Genomic DNA, 18,181 nt, shown 5'->3' with positions numbered 1-18,181 from the left:
GTGAAGTTCATCACGCTGGACGACGCCTATTCGCCGCCCAAGACGGTGGAGCAGACCCGCAAGCTGGTCGAGCAGGAGGAGGTGCACTTCATGTTCGCCTCGCTCGGCACGGCCACCAACAATGCGGTGCACCGGTACCTGAACGCCAAGAAGGTACCGCAGCTGTTCGTGCTGAGCGGCGCCGCCAAATGGGCCGACCCGAAGAACTATCCGTGGACGATACCGGGCATGGCGACCTACGATTCCGAAGGCGTGATCTACGCCAAGTATGTGCTGCAGGCCAAGCCGGACGCAAAGATCGCAATCCTCGCCCAGAACGACGATTTCGGCCGCGACTATGTCGCGGGCTTCAAGCGCGCGCTCGGCCCGAAGGCGGCCTCGATGATCGTGGCGGAAGCGAGCTACGAGGTCAGCGCGCCGACCATCTCCTCGCAGCTTGCGGCGCTCAAGGCGTCGGGCGCCAATGTGATGTTCGGCGTCGTGCTCGGCAAGTTCACCTCACAGATGATCAAGGGCGTGGCGGAGCTGAACTGGAAGCCGGAGCTGTTCCTGGTGCCGACCTCGGCGTCCTCGATCTCGTTCCTGCAGCCCGCCGGGTTGGACAACGCGATCGGCCTGATCTCGTCGAGCGCCCAGAAGGACACCATCGATCCGCAGTGGGCCGACGATCCCGGCGTGAAGGAGTTCTACGCCTTCATGAAGGAGCGCATGCCCGAGGCCGACCTGAAGAACTCGAACTACGCCGCCGGCTATCACTATGCGACCTTGCTCATGAAGGTGCTGCAGGCGTGCAAGGACGATTTCAGCCGCGAGAACATCCTGAAGCAGGCAGCCTCGCTGCGCGACGTCGAGCTGCCGCTGCTGTTGCCCGGCATCAAGGTTTCGACCGGACCGGACGATTACCTGCCGTTCCAGCAGTTGCGGCTGCGCAAGTTCAACGGCAAGAACTGGGTCGGCTTCGGCGACCTGATCGACGACCGCCAGGACTAGAGCTTCGGTTCTGATTGAATCAGAACCGAAGCTCTAGATTCTTGGTTTGACGCGTTTTCTTTACGCGAACCGGCATCCACTTCGCTTGAAAACGCTCTAGGCTCAACTTCTGAGCGTAAGGTCCTGGAGACGGAGAGAAAGATCATGATCATCAGCGGCGGCCGCCGGATCGATTATCCGGAGATCTTTGCACGCGCCGCCCGCGCCGCGACGGGGCTGAAGGAGCTCGGCCTCGCCGGCGGCACGCCGGTCGCCATGATGCTGCGCAACGATTTTGCGTTCTTCGAATGCTCGAGCGCCGCCGCCACCCTCGGCTCGCCGGTGGTGCCGATCAACTGGCATCTCAAGGCCGACGAGGTGAACTACATTCTTGGCGACTGCGGCGCCACCGTTCTGGTCTGCCATGCCGATCTCTGGCCGCAGATCCGCGACGGCGTTGGGACCCACATCAAGGTGCTGATCGTGCCGACGCCGCCGGAGATCGCAGCCGCCTTCAACGTCCCTCCGGAACTGACCCGCGTGCCCGGCGGTATGACCGATTGGGAGCAATGGCGCGATGCGCAGGCACCATGGTCCGGCCCGATCGGGCGGATGTCGCCGATGTTCTACACGTCCGGCACCACGGGGCGGCCCAAGGGCGTGCGGCGCGGCCAGATGCGGCCCGAGCAGCTTGCAGCGGCCGAGCGCGTCTCGACCCTCGCCTATGGCATCGCGCCCAACGACGGCCAGGTCGTGCTGATGAACGGACCGATGTATCACTCGGCGCCGAATTCCTACGGCATGCTGGCGTTCCGCCACGGCTGCACAATCGTGCTCGAGCCGCGCTTCGATCCGGAGGATCTGTTGCGGCTGGTGCAGGAGTATCGGGTCACGCACATGCATGCGGTGCCGACCATGTTCGTGCGGTTGCTGCGGCTGCCCGAGGAAGCGCGCCAGCGCTACGACGTCTCCTCGCTGCGCTTCGTCATCCATGGCGCCGCGCCCTGCCCGATCGACGTCAAGCGCGCGATGATCGAATGGTGGGGGCTCGTCATCAACGAGTATCTCGGTTCGACCGAGACCGGCATTCCGGTGTGGCATTCATCCGCGGAGGCTCTCGCAAAGCCCGGCACAGTGGGGCGCGCCATCGAGGGCGGCATCGTGAAGACATTCCGGCCCGACGGCACCGAGTGCGAGGTCGGCGAGCCCGGCGAGATCTTCATGCGGCAGACCGCGATCTCCGATTTCGACTATCACGGCAACGCCGCCGCCCGCGCCGAAGCCGGCCGCGACGGCCTGATCAGCGTCGGCGACGTCGGCTATCTCGATGCCGACGGCTACCTGTTCCTGTGCGACCGCAAGCGCGACATGGTGATCTCGGGTGGCGTCAACATCTATCCGGCCGAGATCGAGAACACGCTGATCGGCATGGAGGGCGTGCGCGACTGCGCCGTGTTCGGCGTGCCCGACGACGAGTATGGCGAGCGGCTGTTCGCCTGCGTCGAGCCGGAAGCCGGCGCAAGGCTGTCGACCGCCGGCGTGCGGGATTTCCTGCGCGCAAGGCTCGCCAATTTCAAGGTGCCGAAGGACATCCAGTTCCTCGATACGCTGCCGCGCGAAGCTTCCGGAAAGATCTTCAAGCGCAAGCTGCGAGACCTCTACGCCGAGGGAAGCTTGCGGCCGGCGGCATGAGGCCGCAGGAAGCGAACAGTTTTTCAAACTTTGTTGCGGTTGCGCCCGCTGCGCGAGTATAGCAAAGGATCGCCTCCATCAGCGGGAGAGCATCATGAAGTCCGCCGACTTCGTCGTGGCGCGCGACGACCTGCAGCGCTGCAAGACGATCGAGACGCAATTGCCCGATCCGGCCGCGTTGCCCGAGGAGGCGCTGCTGGTGAAGGTGACGCGCTTCGCCTTCACCGCCAACAACGTCACCTATGCCGTATTGGGCGATACGTTGAAATACTGGACGCTGTTTCCCGCGCCCGACGGCTTTGGCAACGTGCCGGTCTGGGGTTTTGGCGAGGTGATCGCCTCGAAACATCCCGGCATTGCAATGGGCGAAACCTTGTTCGGCTACTTCCCGATGGCGACGCATCTCGTCATCGAGGCCGCCGACATCAGCAAGCGCGGCTTGCGCGATGGCGCCGCGCACCGGCAGGGCGTGTCCCCCGTCTACAATTCCTACGCTCGCGTGACAAGCAATCCGGAGTTCCAGGGACGCGCCGGCGATTATCGCGCGCTGCTGCAGCCGCTGTTCATGCTGTCGTTCATGGTCGACGATTATCTTGCCGAGAACGAAATGTTCGGCGCCAAGAGCGTGCTGCTGTCATCGGCCTCCAGCAAGACCGCGTTCGGGCTCGCGCACCTCCTGCATGCACGCGGGAACGTCAAGGTGATCGGGCTGACCTCAGCGTCGAACGTGGCCTTCGTGCAATCGCTCGGCTGCTATGACGAGGTCGTCACCTACGACAAGGTCGCCTCGCTGCCGGCGAATGTGCCGGTCGCCTATGTCGACATGGCCGGCAACAGCGCCCTGCGCGAGACGCTGCACCGCCATTTCGGCGAGCAGATGAAGTATTCCGGCCGCGTCGGGCTGACCCATCACACCGCCGCCGTCAATGAGCCGGAACTGCCGGGCGCCAAGCCAAGCTGGTTTTTCGCGCCCGACCATATCCGCAAGCGCGCGAAGGAATGGGGACCCGGCGGCGTCGACCAGCGCTTTGGCGCGGCGTGGTCGGGCTTTTCGCCCAGGCTTGGAACGTGGCTGAAGGTAACGGAAGGTCGCGGACCGGACGCCGTGAAGAAGGTCTATCTGGATACCCTGAACGGCCACGTTCCACCCGACGGCGGCCAGATCCTGTCGCTCTGGGAATAGCCGCCTGCTCTTCGCGCATCTTTCTGGACTGTGCCCAATAGGTATAGGCTTCTTCCACAGGCCGCCCCAAGACGACCGGGTGGAGAGAAGCGTGCATGCTGGACAAGACGTCGGACATTGCGATTGCCGCCGAGAGCTGGCTGGCCGAGTTCGAGGCGGCGCTGACCGCGGCCGACGATGCCGCATTGGAGAAACTGTTTCATCCCGACAGCCATTGGCGCGACACGCTGGCGCTGTCCTGGACGCTGCAGACCATCGACGGCCGCGACGGCATCCTGAAGACGCTGATGGCACAGGCGGCTCACGCGGCGCCCTCGGGCTTTGCCATCGATCCCGCCCGCGCCGCGCCGCGAAAGGTGATGCGCGCCGGCACCGACTGCATCGAGGCGATCTTCGGGTTCGAGACCAGGACCGGCCGCGGCGACGGCGTGATCCGCCTGATCCCGGATGAAGCCGACGGCAACCGCCTCAAGGCCTGGACGCTGCTGACGGCGCTGCAGGAACTGAAAGGCTTCGAGGAACAGCTTGGCGTCACCCGCCCGCGCGGCAACGCCTATTCGCGCGACTTCCGCGGACCCAACTGGCTCGACCTGCGCAAGGCATCGAATGACTATGCCGACCGCGATCCGACGGTGCTGGTGATCGGCGGCGGGCAAAGCGGCCTGTGCATCGCCGCGCGGCTGAAGCAGCTCAATGTCGACACGCTGATCGTCGACCGCATGCAGCGCATCGGCGACAATTGGCGCAAACGTTACCATGCATTGACCCTGCACAACCAGGTGCAGGTCAATCATCTGCCTTACATGCTGTTTCCCCCGAGCTGGCCGACCTACATCCCAAGGACAAGCTGGCCAACTGGTTCGAATCCTATGTCGACGGCATGGAGCTGAATTTCTGGACCGACACCGAGTTCGAGAGCGGCAGCTACGACGAGAAGCAAGGCCGCTGGACGGTGACCCTGCGCCGCAAGGGCGAGAAGCGCGCCATGCATCCCCGGCATGTGGTGCTGGCGACCGGCGTCAGCGGCATCCCGAACATTCCCGACATTCCCGGCCTGAAGAATTTCGCGGGCAAGGTCGTGCATTCCTCGGGTTATGACGACGGCGAGAACTGGAAGGGCAAGCACGCGATGGTGATCGGCACCGGCAACTCCGGCCACGACATCGCGCAGGATCTGCATTCCAGCGGCGCTGCGGTGACGCTGGTGCAGCGGTCCTCAACACTGATCGTCAGCATCGAGCCTTCGGCCCAGCTGGTCTATTCGCCCTACAACCAGGGCACGCTCGAGGATAACGACCTGATCGCGGTGTCGATACCGCTAAGGCTCGCACGCAAGAGCCATGCGCTGACCTGCGACAAGTCCGCCGCCCTCGACAGGGACCTGCTCGACGGGCTTCGCAGCATCGGTTTCAAGCTCGATTTCGGCGAGGACAATACCGGCTGGCAGTTCAAGTACCTCACCCGCGGCGGCGGCTACTATTTCAACGTCGGCTGTTCCGATCTCCTCATCAGGCGCGAGATCGCGCTGAAGCAATTCGCCGACATCGCGAGCTTCACGGCCGAAGGCGCCAAAATGAAGAGTGGCGAGATCCTCCCGGCCGACCTGGTCGTGCTCGCCACGGGCTACCGGCCGCAGGAAGAGCTGGTGCAGAAGCTGTTCGGCGTCAGCGTCGCCAACCGCGTCGGCAGGATCTGGGGCTTCGGCGGAAACCAGGAGCTGCGCAACATGTACGTTCGCACGGGACAGCCCGGCCTCTGGTTCATCGCCGGCGGCCTCGCGCAATGCCGGATCGGCTCGAAACAGCTCGCGCTGCAGATCAAGGCGATCGAGGAAGGGCTGATCCCGCGGCTGGCGGCAGCGCGGGAGGCGGCCCAGAGGGGATGCACATGAAGACCATACTCGGCGCGGGCGAGCATCGCTACCGCGTGGTGGAGAACTGGGGCAAGCTGCCGGACGGCTGGCAGCTCACCGACGTCGCCTCCGTCGCGGTCGACAGCCGCGACCGCGTCTACGTCTTCAACCGCGGCGACCATCCGATGGTGGTGTTCGACCGCGAGGGCAATTTCATCGCCTCCTGGGGCGAAGGCGTGTTCAGCCGCGCCCATGGCCTGCATATCGACGCCGACGACAATCTCTACTGCACCGACGACGGCGATCACACCGTGCGCAAGTGCGATACCGGCGGCAAGGTGCTGCTGACGATCGGCATCCCGAACAAGCCGGCGCCGTTCATGAGCGGCGAACCGTTTCACCGCTGTACCCACACAGCGCTGTCGCCAAAGGGCGAGATCTACGTCTCCGACGGTTATGGCAATGCCTGCGTCCACAAATTCTCCGCCAACGGCAAGCTGTTGAAGACCTGGGGCGAGCCAGGCACCGATCCCGGCCAGTTCAACATCGTGCACAACATCGTCACCGACGCCGACGGCTGGGTCTATGTCGCCGACCGCGAGAACCACCGCGTGCAGGTGTTCGACGGCAACGGCAGGTACGAGACGCAGTGGAACAATTTGCACCGCCCCTGCGCGCTGTGCTGCTGCGGCGGCAAGCAGCCGAACTTCATCGTCGGCGAGCTGGGCCCCGGCATGGCCGTCAACCGCAAGGTGCCCAATCTCGGGCCGCGGCTCTCCATCGTCGACGCCCAGGGCAAGCGCATCGCGCGGCTCGGCGGCGAGCAGGGCCCGGGGCTCGAGCCCGGCAAATTCCTGGCGCCGCACGGCATAGCACTGGATTCCAGGGGCGACATCTATGTCGGCGAAGTCGGCGTCACCGACTGGAAAACGAGCTTTCCGGACACCGAGATGCCTATGCAGGTGCTGACGAAGCGGTGCTTGCAGAAGCTGGAGAAGATCGCCTAGCTGGCGGCCGCTCGGCCTTGCCCGCCGGGCGCGCTGCCTGCGAATCACGTTTTTGCCGCAATGAAACCCGCATGAGGCGTCGGGCAAGGCCGCGCGGCGGCGGCCGCGGCGCGCTGAATAAGCCCCTCAACGCTCTTCACAATCCCGTCACGCTGCATGTAGTATGTCAACGCATGCTGCTTCGCAGCGTATATGGAGGCCGGGAGCGTTACTTGAACGCACATGTCTCGCAAGGCGGTTGGCCGGTACTGGTGCTGAATGCGGATTTCCGGCCGCTGAGTTATTACCCGCTGTCGCTCTGGTCCTGGCAGGACGCGATCAAGGCGGTGTTCCTCGACCGCGTCAATATCGTGGAGCATTACGACCGGGCAGTACGAAGTCCGAGTTTCGAGATCAGGCTCCCGAGCGTCGTTTCGCTGAAATCCTTCGTCAAGCCTTCCACCCATCCCGCCTTCACCCGCTTCAACGTCTTCCTCCGCGACCGCTTCGCCTGCCAGTACTGCGCTTCGCCCGAGGACCTCACCTTCGATCATATCGTCCCCCGAAGCAAAGGCGGCCAGACCACCTGGGAGAACGTCGTCGCCGCCTGCTCGCCCTGCAATCTGCGCAAGGGCAACCTGACGCCGCAGCAGGCGAAGATGTTTCCGAGGCAAGCGCCCTACGCGCCGACGGTGCATCAGCTGCACCGCAACGGCCGGCTGTTTCCGCCGAACTATCTGCACGACAGCTGGCTCGACTATTTGTACTGGGATACGGAGCTCGATCCGTAACTGTCCGTTCGGGCGTCGCGCGCATCCATCGCGCAGGCAGTCGGGCCCGTATCAAACTCCATTGGGCGCATCCATCACGCCGCGCGCAACGCCGACGGCTCCTGCAGCTGCGGCGTACCGAGTTCGTCAAAGCGGAACAGCTTGAACGCGCGGCTTCCGTCATAGTCGAGCACACGGAGATCGTCGGTTTCACGAAGATCGCCCTGCACGAGCGAGAAATGCGCCCCATAGCGCTCGCGGGCAAGACCAACCGGAAGCTCGTAGGCGATGAACTTCTCAATCCCCTTGCTGGCCAGCTTCCTGAGCAGCGCGGCGTCGAGGACCGAATCGTGACTGGTCAAGATCACGATCGGGCCGGATCCGGTTATCAGCATGTAGGCTTTCATCTGCGTGCCTCCACAAGGTCGAGGGAACGCTGCGCCCATTCGGACTGCGCCGACGAGCAGCCGTCGAAGCGACTGCCAAATTGGGCCAGCACATTCTACACAAATCCGGCAAGACGGAGCAATGCCAACAGCGCCGTTGCGATCAAATGGCCGCACCAGCCTTGACTTACCGCATCCGCGATTGGTGAAGTGGCTTCGGCAGCAATCGCTGTCGCCCCAATCACAAGCGCGTCATCAAGACGCCATCCACGGAAACACCCGCATGCTCATCCCCCTCGCCGACGTGCCGCGCTGGTATGCCGAGCGCAAGCCCAAAGACACGATCGCCGTCAGCCACGGCGCCGATGCGATCACCTGGGAGCAGCTCGAGCGCAATGCCAACCGCCGCGCGCGGGCATTTGCGTACCGCGGCGTCAAGCCCGGCGATTTCGTCGCGATCGGCCTGCCGAACGGCAATGCGTTCTACGAGACGACGTTCGCGGTGTGGAAGTGCGGGGCGACGCCGACCTCGCTGTCATGGCGGTTGCCGCGCGGCGAGGCCGCCGCGGTGCTGGAGATATTGAGGCCCGCACTGGTGGTCGGCGGCGAAGCCGACTGGAATGCGCCGAACCGGCTGCCGGCGGATTTTTCGCTGGAGAGCTTTTCCGAGGCGCCGCTGGCGGGTCCCGTGGCGCGGTACTGGAAGGCGATGACCAGCGGCGGCTCGACCGGACGGCCGAAGGTGATCCTCGACCACAATCCCGCCGTCACCGACACCGCCGCCGAGCAGCTCCTGGGAATCTCGCCCGGCACGTCGCTGCTCAATCCCGGCCCGCTCTACCACAATGCGCCGTTCATCCTGTCGCATTCCGCGCTGTTCGCAGGCGGTCGCGTCACCGGCATGGTCAGATTCGATCCGGAGGAGACGCTGCGCCTGATCGAGCAGAACGGCGTGCAGTGGGTCAACTTCGTGCCGACCATGATGCATCGCATCTGGGCACTGCCGGAAGAAGTGCGCCGCGCCTACGATCTTTCCAGCCTCAAGATCGTGTTCCACATGGCTGCGCCCATGCCGGCATGGCTGAAGGGAAAGTGGATCGAATGGCTCGGGCCCGAGCGGATCTGGGAGCTCTATGGCGGCACCGAGCGGCAGGGCGCCTGCGTCATCAACGGCGTCGAGTGGATGGCGCACAAAGGCTCGGTCGGCAAGATCGGCGAGACCGCGAAGCTGCGCATCATCGGCGAGGACGGCAACGACGTTGCACCCGGCGAGACCGGCGAAATCTATTTCCTGCCCAATGACGGACCCGGCAGCACCTATCATTATCTCGGTGCCGAGCCGAAGCGGCGGCCGGACGGCTGGGAATCGCTCGGCGACATCGGCCGTCTCGACGAAGAAGGCTATCTCTATCTCGGCGATCGCCTCGCCGACATGATCCTGCGCGGCGGCGCCAACATCTATCCGGCCGAGGTCGAGGCTGCGTTGAGCGAGCATCCCGGCGTGCGCTCGGCGGTCGTCGTCGGCCTGCCCGATCCGGAATTCGGACAACGCGTGCATGCACTGCTCGAGCTCAACGAAGGTGCAGATGCGCAGGAAATCGTCAATGCAATGGGCGCATTTCTCGGCCAGCGGCTCAGCCGCTACAAGCATCCCGAGAGTTTCGAGGTCGTCGACACCAGCCCGCGTGACGATTCCGGCAAGGTCCGCCGCACCATGCTGCGCGACGAGCGCGCGGAGTGGCTGAAACAAGGCCGCGCGTTCCGCATTTTGCCTGTGCGCGTGGCGACCGGCGCGCACTGAGCGCACCTGAGGTGGCCCTTTCAAGTCCGGCCATTGCGACATAGATTATTGCCGGGACGCGCGGCCGTTGGCGGCGCGCGCCTGCAGGCCAGGAGATGCAGGCCAGGAGAAGCTCGATGCCCTCATTGACCGAATGGAAGGTGCCGCCGGCATTCCAGCCTCGCGCCGGCGACTATGGCTACGATCTCGACAAGGCGCTGGCGTCGGTGGTCGGGCTGCATTCGATCATCCCGCCCGACGCGTTCAGCGCAGAGACGCTCGGCACCGAGCGCGCCGGCAACGGCGTGCTGATCGATGACGGGCTCGTGCTGACCATTGGCTATCTAATCACCGAAGCGGAAGAGGTCTGGCTGCATCTCGGCGACGGCCGCGTGGTGCAGGGCCATGCGCTCGGCTTCGACATGGAGTCCGGCTTTGGCCTGGTGCAGGCGCTCGGCCGGCCGGGCATCGAACCGCTGCCACTCGGCTCCTCCGCCGCCGCCAAAGTCGGCGATCCCGTGGTGGTCGGCGGCGCCGGCGGGCGCACCCGCTCGGTCGCGAGCCAGATCGTGGCGAAGCAGGAATTCGCCGGTTACTGGGAATACCTGCTCGATGAGGCGATCTTCACCCATCCCGCGCACCCGAACTGGGGCGGCACCGCCATGATCTCGGCGAAGGGCGAGCTGATCGGCATCGGCTCGCTGCAGCTCGAGCGCGTGCGCGAGAACAAGGCCGAGCATGTCAACATGATCGTGCCGATCGACCTTTTGAAGCCGATCCTCGACGACCTGCGCAAGTTCGGCCGCGTCAACAAACCGGCGCGGCCATGGCTCGGCATGTACACCACGGAGATCGACAACCGCGTCGTGGTGGTCGGCGTGGCAGGCCGAGGCCCTGCGGCGCGCGCCGAGCTGAAGGCCGGCGACGTCATCCTGGGTATCGCCGGCGACAAGATCACGGGCCAGGACCAGTTCTACCGAAAACTCTGGTCGCTGGGCTCAGCCGGCGTCGACGTGCCGCTCACCGTTCATCACGAAGGTGTCACCTTCGACGTGACGCTGAGCTCGACCGACCGCGCCAAGCTCTTGAAGGGGCCGCGGCTGCACTGAAGATCACCTGAAAGTTCGGGGCAAGCGATGAGCGAGGCCGTGGTGGACGACGTCGTGGCCGTGCTGCCGCCGCTGCTGCAGACGCTGGAAGCGCTCGGCTTCATCTCCCGTCACCTCCATCCTCCGGCTTTCGGTCAGGTGATGCAGGCCGCGGGCGAGCCGGACAAGGGCTTGCGTGAAGTGCGCGGCCGCATGACGCAATGGCCCGCGGAATTTTCCGGCATCCGAATCCCGCTCGAGGCCGCCAGCGACGCGGCGCTCGCCGCCTTCGAGGGCCTGCGCGCCGTCGAGGGCGGCCATGGCGACCTCGCTTCGGTGTTCCGCGCCTTGCGCCATGTGCCGCGGGCGCAGGAGGCGCTCTATCCACTTACCGCAAAGCTGCCGCCGGTCAGCCAGTTCTTCACCGAGCCTTCCCTGCGCGAAGATGCGGCGCTTGCCGACAAGCTGTCGCAGCCGGCGAATCCGGATACCGGGATCGGTCACGTCAACAACGAGCCGGACAGCCGCGGCGGTTACTCGATATACGTGCCTGAATACTACACGCCGGACCGCCGTTGGCCGCTGGTGATGGCGCTGCATGGCGGCGCCGGCAATGGCCGCGGCTTCCTTTGGAGCTGGCTGCGCGAGGCGCGCAGTTTGGGCGCCATCCTGATCGCGCCGACCGCGACCGGTCCGACGCCGCAGAAGACCACCTGGGCGCTGATGGGCGACGATACCGACTCGCCGAACCTCTGGCGCATCCTCGAAGCCGTGCGCTCGCGCTACAATGTCGACCCGGCGCGGATGCTGATGACCGGCATGAGCGACGGCGGGACGTTCTGCTATGTCAGCGGCCTCGACGCCGCCTCGCCATTCACGCATCTTGCGCCAGTCTCCGCCACGTTTCACCCGCTGATGGCGGAAATGGCGGATGCCGACCGGCTGCGCGGGCTGCCGATCCACATCGTGCACGGCAAGCTCGACTGGATGTTTCCGGTGCAGGTGGCGCGGCAGACGCAGCAGGCGCTGTCGGCGGCCGGCGCCGACGTGTCCTATCGCGAACTCGACGATCTCAGCCACACCTATCCGCGCGAGATGAACGCGGATCTGCTGCGCTGGATGAACGGAAAACCGTAAGCCTCACGCGTTGGCCGGCACGAGCCCCGGCCTCAAGCGAACCTCCGGCAATGCGCCAACCTGATCCCGGGCATCGCGGAGAACTTTGCGGTCCGCTGCCGGCGAGAGGCTCGGCCATAACTGTCGTTGCGCTGCCGGCAGGATGTCCAGCCTGGGTTCAAGACGTTGCGACATGAAATTCCCTTCGCGGGGGTAACTGCGGGATCGGCTCGCCCGTCGCGAAGGACAGACGCCCGCGCCAGAACTCCCAGGAGCGATCGCTCAACCATCCAGGTTCGGCACGGCGCATGATCCCGATCAAACGGTGCCGGCCGACCGCCCGCTCGAGCAGGCAGATATCGTCATAGGTCCCGAGGTTCATGGTTTGAGCGATGATGCGGTCTTCAGCAAAAGGTTCTCCGCCGAGAGGCTCCCACCACAAATATTTGCGCGCAAATTCCGCTAGAATCGCTGCCAAAACGTCATCGTTGCCCATACCTTTATTATAGCGGGTTTGGCATCTTGCTGCCACGGGAACCGTTCGGCACTGGCGACGTTAACCACGCCGACAGGAGGAGTGTCATGCGGACTTTTTTCGGGATGATTCTCGGCGCACTGCTGCTGGTTTGCGGTGTCTATATCTACGACTCGGTGCAGACGTCGAGTGTCGCCAGCGGCCAGGCCGCCACAACGAACCGCACCCTCGTCAACTGGGACGTGGCGGCCGCCGATCTCAAGGCGCTGAAGAACCGCGTCCATGAGGAATGGGTCAAGATCGCTTCGAAGTAACGCGCCAGGCACGAACGAATAAGCGCTCTCGCCTTCCGGCGGGAGCGCTTGTTCTTTGCGCTTCAGGTTGTTGCTTGAGCATGATCTTTTCGGAAAACCGTGTCACACCTTTCCGGATCATGCTCTAGCGGCCCATCTTCGCCTTGCGGGCGTCGGCGATGACCTTTTCGAACTCCTTCATGGTCAGGCTGCCGGGCACGCGGTACTTGCCGACGATGAAGGACGGCGTGCCGCGGAATTCGAAGGCAATGGCCTGGTCGTTGTTGCGCTTCAGCACCGCGTCGATCGCCTGTGCGTTCGCGGCCAGATCCTTGTCGAGGCGGTCCATGTCGATGCCGGCGCCGGCGATCAGCTGGCGCACGCGCGGCGCGGTGAGCCGCGAAGCAACGCCGATCACCGCCTCGTGCGCGGCGAGATACTTGTCCTGATACCTGGCGGCGAGCGTAAGCCGCGCCGCCAGCTTCGATACTTCGCCGAGGATGGGCCAGTCCTTCAGCACGAGACGGACCTTGCCGTCGTCCTCCACCACCTGGCGCAGCTCGGGTTCGATCTTGCGGCAGTACGGGCAGTTATAGTCGTACCATTCGACGATGGAGATGTCGCCCGCGGGATTTCCGATCACGGGCACGTCGGGATCGCGCAGCACCAGCGCCTCGGTCAGGACCTTATCGTCGTCGTCACGGGCGAGCGCAGGGCGCGCCGCAAAGCCCAATGCGGCCGAGGCTCCGAACAGGCTCAACGCCCGGCGGCGCGTCAGCGATGGGCTAGTCGATGGCCCGGTCTTCGTCTTGTTGTTCAAATCGGTCATCTCCAGTCTCGCGATCAGCTGTCCTGACCTCTTCTACGTCCAGGACAGGGACAAGTTACGCACCAGCATATAGATCGCCACGGCGATAATGACGATGGCGAACACGACGTTGAGCGCGCCGTGCCGCTCGGACAGCGACTTGGCCGAGCGCGTGCCGATCAGCCCGCCGGCGATACCGCCCGCCACGAACAGCGCCGCCAGCCACCAGGATACCAGACCGGACCAGGCATAGCTTGCCGCCGTGGTCAGGCCGAACGCGGTGACGGCCACCAGCGAGGAGCTCACCGCGTTCATGATCGGCATGCCCGTCGCCAGCATCAGCGCCGGTACGATCAGAAAGCCGCCGCCGATGCCGAAGAAGCCGGACACCGTGCCGGTGACGAGACCATGCCCGACGATGGCGGGCATGTTAGACCAGTCCATCTTCACGTCGGGTATGCCGACGCGCGCGCGGTTCTTCAGCATCAGGGCGGCGATCACCAGCATCACCAGCGCGAACAGCGCGAGCAGCTTGTGGCCGTCGATCATCTTGCCGAGCAGCGAGCCGAAAAAGGCGCCGACGATGCCGGCGACCGCAAATGGCAGCGCGCAGGACCACACCACGGTGCCGCCGCGCGCATGGTTGGAGAGGTTGATCGCCGCATTGGCCGCCACCGCGATTGCGCTGGTGCCGATCGCGACATGCGGCTCGGACACGCCAACGACATAAACCATCAGGGGCACCGCCAGAATCGAGCCGCCGCCGCCGATCAGGCCGAGCGAGAAGCCGACCAGCGCGCCCGAGGCGAGGCCGAGCGCGCCCTGCGTGACGGAAAGGATCAAGATGAAAGACTCGTTTGCACAAGGCGACCCTAGAAGAATTTTCCGGAGATCGCCATGGCTGTAGAACAAAGCTGCACTGCAGCAGGGATCGGCGCGCTGACAGCGGGTCGCGACCGCATCGCGCGGCTTGGCGTCAGGCCGGCGATAAGGCTTGCTCGGAGGTGCTTGTCGCTTCGCGCCGCTGCATCGCCATCAGCGTCCCGGTCATGGTCGCGATCAGATGCTCGGTGCCGTCGCGCAACGCAAAGGCGCGCGCCTCTGCAATGGTCAAAGTGCGCCCCGGCTTGATCACCTCGGCACGGAAGACGAAGCGCGTGCCGCTCGCGGGCGCCAACAGATTGGTCTTGAACTCGACCGTCAGAATATCCGAGCCGGCCGGCATCAGCGTGAACGCGGCAATGCCGCAGGCGGTATCGAGGCCGGCAGTGATGACCCCGGCGTGCACGAAGCCGTTCTGCTGCGTCAGCGCGGGCGAATAGTCCATCGCCAGATCGACCTCGCCCGGTTCCATCCGCGCGATGGAAAAGCCGAGCGTGCGCATCGCCTTCTGGCGGACGAAAGTGTCGGTGGCGAGGCGGCGAAAGTCCGGATTCTTCGGCTCGAAGCGCGGCATGCCGTTTTCACGCCATCGCCGGCTCAGGGGCCAGATGCCTGGCCGCGGCAGTTCGGACCGCATCCTCGAACGGCGCCGACTTGCGCAGCTTGCGGTCCATGTGCACGCCGGTGATCTCGCAGGTCGCGGTCAACTCACAGGTCTCGGCGTTGCGCATTTCGTGCAGGAAGCGGATCGATTTTTCGCGCAGCTCCAGAAGCCGGCTTCTGATCTCGACGAAGTCGCCGGCGAGCAGCTCGCGCTTGTAGGCGACGTTCTGCTGCACGGCCGCCATGCCGCGGCCGGATTGCCTGAGATAGCTCGGCGTGAGCCCGAGGCGCGCGAACAGGTTCCAGTTGGCTTCGTCGAACTTGCCGACGTACCACATGATGTTCATGTGCCCGACATGATCGCACTGCCACGGATAGACCGTGCCGCGATAGCTGGCTTCCTCCATCGAAATTATCCTGCTTTCGATTCTTGATACGGTAGCGTATCAGGGCGGCGCCGGGTTAGCAATACGGCACCGTATCACGATTGGGAGAGCGGCCCTTTGACCACTGCGACACAAGCCGATGCACGGGCAGAGGTCTGGATCGAGGCCGGATTCGCCGAGCTGGCGCGGTCGGGCGCGGAGGGCGTGCGGGTCGAGGTGCTGGCGAAGAATCTCGGGGTCACCAAGGGCGGCTTCTACCGGCGCTTCCGCGATCGCGCGGCGCTCATGGAGGCGATGCTCGGAAGCTGGAGCATGGGGCGCATCGCGGCGATCGAGGCACAGACCAGCCTCGACGGCGTCACGGCGCGGGAGCGGCTGCGCGCATTGATCAAACTCTACTCCGAGCGGATGAACACGGACGCGATGGCGATTGAGCTGGCGATCCGGCAATGGGCGCGCACCGACGACAAGGCAGCCAGCGCGGTGGCGAGTGTCGACGCGGCGCGTCTGAAGAATGTCGGGCAGCTGTATCGGGCCGCCGGCCTTGCCGCAGAGGAAGCCGATGCCCAGGCCTTCCTGTTCTACAGCTTCATCTTCGGCCAGAGCCTGTTGTTCCTCGAGCGCGGCCCGCGGCGGCGCGCGCAGCTGGTGGCGAAGTCAGCCGGCAAGCTGGTCGAGGACGAGAAATGAAAACGCGGCCGGCTCGCGCACCGGCCGCGCCTTCGGCGTGAGACGAGCTACGCCGCGCCCTTCAGACGCTTGTTGCATTCGCTGTAATATCCGCCGCCCTTCTGGATCCACTTCATCCCGCCATTGGCGTTGCTGGCCTTGTTGGCGTTGTACTGGTCGACGCAGGTATGCATGCGCGCCTTGCTTTCGCTCTCCTTCGCGTATTTCGGATCGACCGCGTTCGGGAACACGGCGGGACCGGCCGGCGCAGCGGGTGCGGCCTCCTTCTTGGCTTGCTTGGTCGCTTGCTTCGTCGCTTCCTTGGTCGCCTCCTTGGTCGCCTCCTTGGGCGCAGCAGGAGCGGACGCCGCGGCCGGCGCTGGCGCGGCGTCGGCGCCGCATTGGGCCTTGCGGAAGTCGTTCCACTTCTGGCCGTTGAGGGTGCCGGCGGCCTTGGCCGCCTGATACTTGGCGCTGCATTCCTGCGAGGTCAGCGCCTGCGCCGGCGAAGCGGCGGCAATGGCAAAACCGGCAAGCGCAGCGGCACAAAGCAATTTGGTACGAAGGTTCATTCCTGGTCTCCCTGGGGCATTGTCTGGAGGGCCGCATCGTAACGCAACCGAAGGGTGCGACAACGCATCGCGCATATGTGCGCGAAAAATATAATTCTCGGGTCGGGCGACTTTGTTCATCTTATGTTCATGTTTCCGACAAACTGCCACATAGTATGGGAACGTAAATAAAACATACCGTCTACTATTCGGAAATATTAGATTATTATCGAATTAATCTCGCAATAAGCGGCAGAGGCCGCGTGCATTGCTGCACCGCGCCGGCGCATTTGTGGCCGGGGGAGGGATTTGCCATAAGGCCGGCGTGTCCCTGATCCCCGCCTCCAAGATTCCAGCCCTGCCCGGCCGCGCCGAGGCCTTTCGCGTGCTGGAGACACTGGCGATCGGCACCGCGGGCGGGGTGCTGTTTCTGTGGGCCAATCTGCCCGGCGGGCTGATTTCCGGCGCCATGATCGCGGTCGGCGGCGCTGCGTTGGCGGGCCGGCAACTCACGCTGCCGCCGGTGCTGACCCAGACCGTGCTGGTGCTGCTCGGCATTTCGCTCGGCTCGCTGGTGTCACGCCAGCTGATCCAGCACATGAGCGCCTATCCGCTCACCATTGGCGTTCTGGCGCTGGCGACCTTCTGCACGACCTTCGGCTCCAGCTTCTATCTGCAGCGCATGCATCGCTGGGATCCGACCTCGGCGCTGCTCGCCGCAAGTCCCGGCGCGCTGTCTCAGATCACCATGCTTGCCGCCGAAAAGGGCGCCGACGTCGCCGGGATCGCTGTCGTGCAGACCATCCGCGTCATCATCCTGACCGCCGCGCTGCCGCTGCTGCTCGCTGTCACCGGCGTCACGCCCGGCGCGCTGCCGGCGCTGCCGGGCGAAGTCGCCTCGCCCTTCGGGCTTGCCGCACTGATCGCAGCCTCGCTCGCCGCGGCGCTGCTGCTGCGCCTCGTGAAGTTTCCGGCGAGCTGGATGTTCGGCGCGATGCTCGCCTCCTCCGTGCTGCACGGAACGGGCCTCGTCGAAGGCGGCCTGCCGGATTGGCTGCGCAACATCGCGCTGGTCGGCATCGGCGCCCTGATCGGCAGCCGCTTTGTGCGCATCCGGCTTGCCACCCTGCGCAGTCACGTCGCCGCCGGGCTCGGCTCGTTCGCGATCGCGATTCTGATCTCGGCTGTTTTCGTCACCGTGCTGCTGATGACCACCGATGTGCGCTTCGCAGACATCGTCGTCGCCTTCGCGCCGGGCGCGATGGACGCCATGCTGGCGCTGGCGCTGACGCTGCATATCGACCCGATCTTCGTCGGCGCGCATCATCTGTCGCGCTTCGTCTTCGTTTCCATCACGACGCCGGGAATCGTGCATCTGTTCGGACGGCCGCAGGACGACGTCGACGACTAGGCCCGCCGGGCCGCGCGCACGAAGCCGAACAGCGCGAACGCCGCCATGGCGAGCGAGATCAGCACGTTGTAGCCGGCGAGCGACAGGCCGAGGAAGCGCCACTGCACCTCGTCGCAGCGGATCACCTTCACCTTGTCGAGCTGCTCCAGCAGACTGCCGGCCTTGCCGAAATCGACCAGCGGCCCGCTGCAATCGGTCGGGCCCGGCCAGAACTGCCATTCGACGCCGGCGTGATAGCCGCCGAGCCAGGCATTGGCGAGCACAGCCAGCAGCAGGACGGC

The 18,181-nt window shown here is 64.9% G+C and carries 19 protein-coding genes and 1 pseudogene; 12 read left to right on the top strand and 8 right to left on the bottom strand.

Annotated features, from left to right (window positions below):
• The 6 genes and pseudogenes from ACT4OC_RS20495 to ACT4OC_RS20470 all read left to right on the top strand — a co-directional run.
• The coding region (locus ACT4OC_RS20495; protein WP_444840854.1) for an ABC transporter substrate-binding protein at positions 1 to 990 on the top strand (990 nt) is incomplete at its 5' end.
• A 123-nt stretch (positions 991 to 1,113) separates the two neighbouring features.
• Positions 1,114 to 2,661 (top strand): acyl-CoA synthetase, encoded by a 1,548-nt coding sequence (locus ACT4OC_RS20490; protein WP_444840856.1) that lies wholly within the window; start codon positions 1,114 to 1,116, stop codon positions 2,659 to 2,661.
• 94 nt (positions 2,662 to 2,755) lie between these two features.
• Positions 2,756 to 3,844 carry a DUF2855 family protein gene (locus tag ACT4OC_RS20485; protein ID WP_444840853.1) on the top strand — a complete coding sequence of 363 codons (1,089 nt, stop codon included), beginning with the start codon at positions 2,756 to 2,758 and terminating at the stop codon, positions 3,842 to 3,844.
• A 95-nt stretch (positions 3,845 to 3,939) separates the two neighbouring features.
• Positions 3,940 to 5,735, top strand: a pseudogene (locus ACT4OC_RS20480) (NAD(P)-binding domain-containing protein).
• Positions 5,732 to 6,703, top strand: a complete 972-nt coding sequence (locus tag ACT4OC_RS20475) for a peptidyl-alpha-hydroxyglycine alpha-amidating lyase family protein (RefSeq protein WP_444840852.1) — start codon at positions 5,732 to 5,734, stop codon at positions 6,701 to 6,703. Before ACT4OC_RS20480 ends, ACT4OC_RS20475 begins: the two are co-directional and overlap by 4 nt.
• A gap of 212 nt (positions 6,704 to 6,915) precedes the next feature.
• The gene (locus tag ACT4OC_RS20470; protein WP_444840851.1) at positions 6,916 to 7,473 is read left to right on the top strand and encodes an HNH endonuclease; all 558 of its coding nucleotides are present in this window, start codon (positions 6,916 to 6,918) and stop codon (positions 7,471 to 7,473) included.
• Positions 7,474 to 7,547: 74 nt separating this feature from the next.
• On the opposite strand, the gene ACT4OC_RS20465 is transcribed toward ACT4OC_RS20470, so the two are convergent.
• Entirely contained in the window at positions 7,548 to 7,898 is a 351-nt protein-coding gene (locus tag ACT4OC_RS20465) for a cytosolic protein (RefSeq protein WP_444840850.1), read from the bottom strand.
• Positions 7,899 to 8,121: 223 nt separating this feature from the next.
• On the opposite strand from ACT4OC_RS20465, the gene ACT4OC_RS20460 reads away from it, so the two are divergent.
• The 3 genes from ACT4OC_RS20460 (at position 8,122) to ACT4OC_RS20450 (ending at position 11,843) form a co-directional block, all read left to right on the top strand.
• A complete protein-coding gene (locus tag ACT4OC_RS20460) occupies positions 8,122 to 9,639 on the top strand; it encodes an AMP-binding protein (RefSeq protein WP_444840849.1) in 1,518 nt (505 codons plus the stop codon).
• 116 nt (positions 9,640 to 9,755) lie between these two features.
• Positions 9,756 to 10,727 carry a S1C family serine protease gene (locus ACT4OC_RS20455; protein ID WP_444840848.1) on the top strand — a complete coding sequence of 324 codons (972 nt, stop codon included), beginning with the start codon at positions 9,756 to 9,758 and terminating at the stop codon, positions 10,725 to 10,727.
• A 27-nt stretch (positions 10,728 to 10,754) separates the two neighbouring features.
• On the top strand, positions 10,755 to 11,843 hold the full coding sequence (locus ACT4OC_RS20450) for a phospholipase (protein ID WP_444840847.1): 1,089 nt from the start codon (positions 10,755 to 10,757) through the stop codon (positions 11,841 to 11,843).
• 157 nt (positions 11,844 to 12,000) lie between these two features.
• On the opposite strand, the gene ACT4OC_RS20445 is transcribed toward ACT4OC_RS20450, so the two are convergent.
• Positions 12,001 to 12,318: a hypothetical protein gene (locus tag ACT4OC_RS20445; RefSeq protein ID WP_444840846.1), complete on the bottom strand. Its 318-nt coding sequence runs from the start codon at positions 12,316 to 12,318 to the stop codon at positions 12,001 to 12,003.
• An 86-nt stretch (positions 12,319 to 12,404) separates the two neighbouring features.
• Between ACT4OC_RS20445 and ACT4OC_RS20440 the strand changes: the two genes are divergently transcribed.
• Positions 12,405 to 12,611 (top strand): hypothetical protein, encoded by a 207-nt coding sequence (locus tag ACT4OC_RS20440; protein ID WP_444840845.1) that lies wholly within the window; start codon positions 12,405 to 12,407, stop codon positions 12,609 to 12,611.
• Positions 12,612 to 12,735: 124 nt separating this feature from the next.
• Here the strand turns inward: ACT4OC_RS20440 and ACT4OC_RS20435 are convergent, their stop codons facing one another.
• From ACT4OC_RS20435 to ACT4OC_RS20420, 4 genes are all read right to left on the bottom strand, one after another.
• Complete coding sequence (locus tag ACT4OC_RS20435; RefSeq protein WP_444840844.1) at positions 12,736 to 13,419, bottom strand: DsbA family protein; 684 nt, start codon at positions 13,417 to 13,419, stop codon at positions 12,736 to 12,738.
• A gap of 33 nt (positions 13,420 to 13,452) precedes the next feature.
• Positions 13,453 to 14,238, bottom strand: coding sequence for a sulfite exporter TauE/SafE family protein (locus ACT4OC_RS20430; protein WP_444840855.1), 786 nt, complete (start codon positions 14,236 to 14,238; stop codon positions 13,453 to 13,455).
• Between the two features lie 136 nt (positions 14,239 to 14,374).
• Positions 14,375 to 14,854 carry a PaaI family thioesterase gene (locus ACT4OC_RS20425; RefSeq protein ID WP_444840843.1) on the bottom strand — a complete coding sequence of 160 codons (480 nt, stop codon included), beginning with the start codon at positions 14,852 to 14,854 and terminating at the stop codon, positions 14,375 to 14,377.
• Positions 14,855 to 14,861: 7 nt separating this feature from the next.
• On the bottom strand, positions 14,862 to 15,290 hold the full coding sequence (locus tag ACT4OC_RS20420) for an acyl-CoA thioesterase (RefSeq protein WP_444840842.1): 429 nt from the start codon (positions 15,288 to 15,290) through the stop codon (positions 14,862 to 14,864).
• Between the two features lie 96 nt (positions 15,291 to 15,386).
• On the opposite strand from ACT4OC_RS20420, the gene ACT4OC_RS20415 reads away from it, so the two are divergent.
• Positions 15,387 to 15,959, top strand: a complete 573-nt coding sequence (locus ACT4OC_RS20415; protein WP_444840841.1) for a TetR/AcrR family transcriptional regulator — start codon at positions 15,387 to 15,389, stop codon at positions 15,957 to 15,959.
• A gap of 47 nt (positions 15,960 to 16,006) precedes the next feature.
• Here the strand turns inward: ACT4OC_RS20415 and ACT4OC_RS20410 are convergent, their stop codons facing one another.
• On the bottom strand, positions 16,007 to 16,510 hold the full coding sequence (locus ACT4OC_RS20410; protein WP_444840840.1) for a hypothetical protein: 504 nt from the start codon (positions 16,508 to 16,510) through the stop codon (positions 16,007 to 16,009).
• A gap of 304 nt (positions 16,511 to 16,814) precedes the next feature.
• Here ACT4OC_RS20410 and ACT4OC_RS20405 point away from each other — a divergent pair, with 304 nt between their 5' ends.
• Positions 16,815 to 17,900, top strand: a complete 1,086-nt coding sequence (locus tag ACT4OC_RS20405; protein WP_444840839.1) for an AbrB family transcriptional regulator — start codon at positions 16,815 to 16,817, stop codon at positions 17,898 to 17,900.
• Here the strand turns inward: ACT4OC_RS20405 and ACT4OC_RS20400 are convergent.
• Positions 17,897 to 18,181 (bottom strand): disulfide bond formation protein B (locus ACT4OC_RS20400; protein ID WP_444840838.1); only part of this gene is annotated, 285 nt, incomplete at its 5' end. The two genes, ACT4OC_RS20405 and ACT4OC_RS20400, sit on opposite strands and share 4 nt — an antisense overlap.

The sequence above is a fragment of the Bradyrhizobium sp. genome, assembly GCF_052389815.1.
Taxonomy (GTDB): Bacteria; Pseudomonadota; Alphaproteobacteria; order Rhizobiales; family Xanthobacteraceae; genus Bradyrhizobium.
The sequence above is the reverse complement of the archived record's forward strand: the minus strand, read 5'-3'. Positions and strand labels throughout refer to the sequence as shown.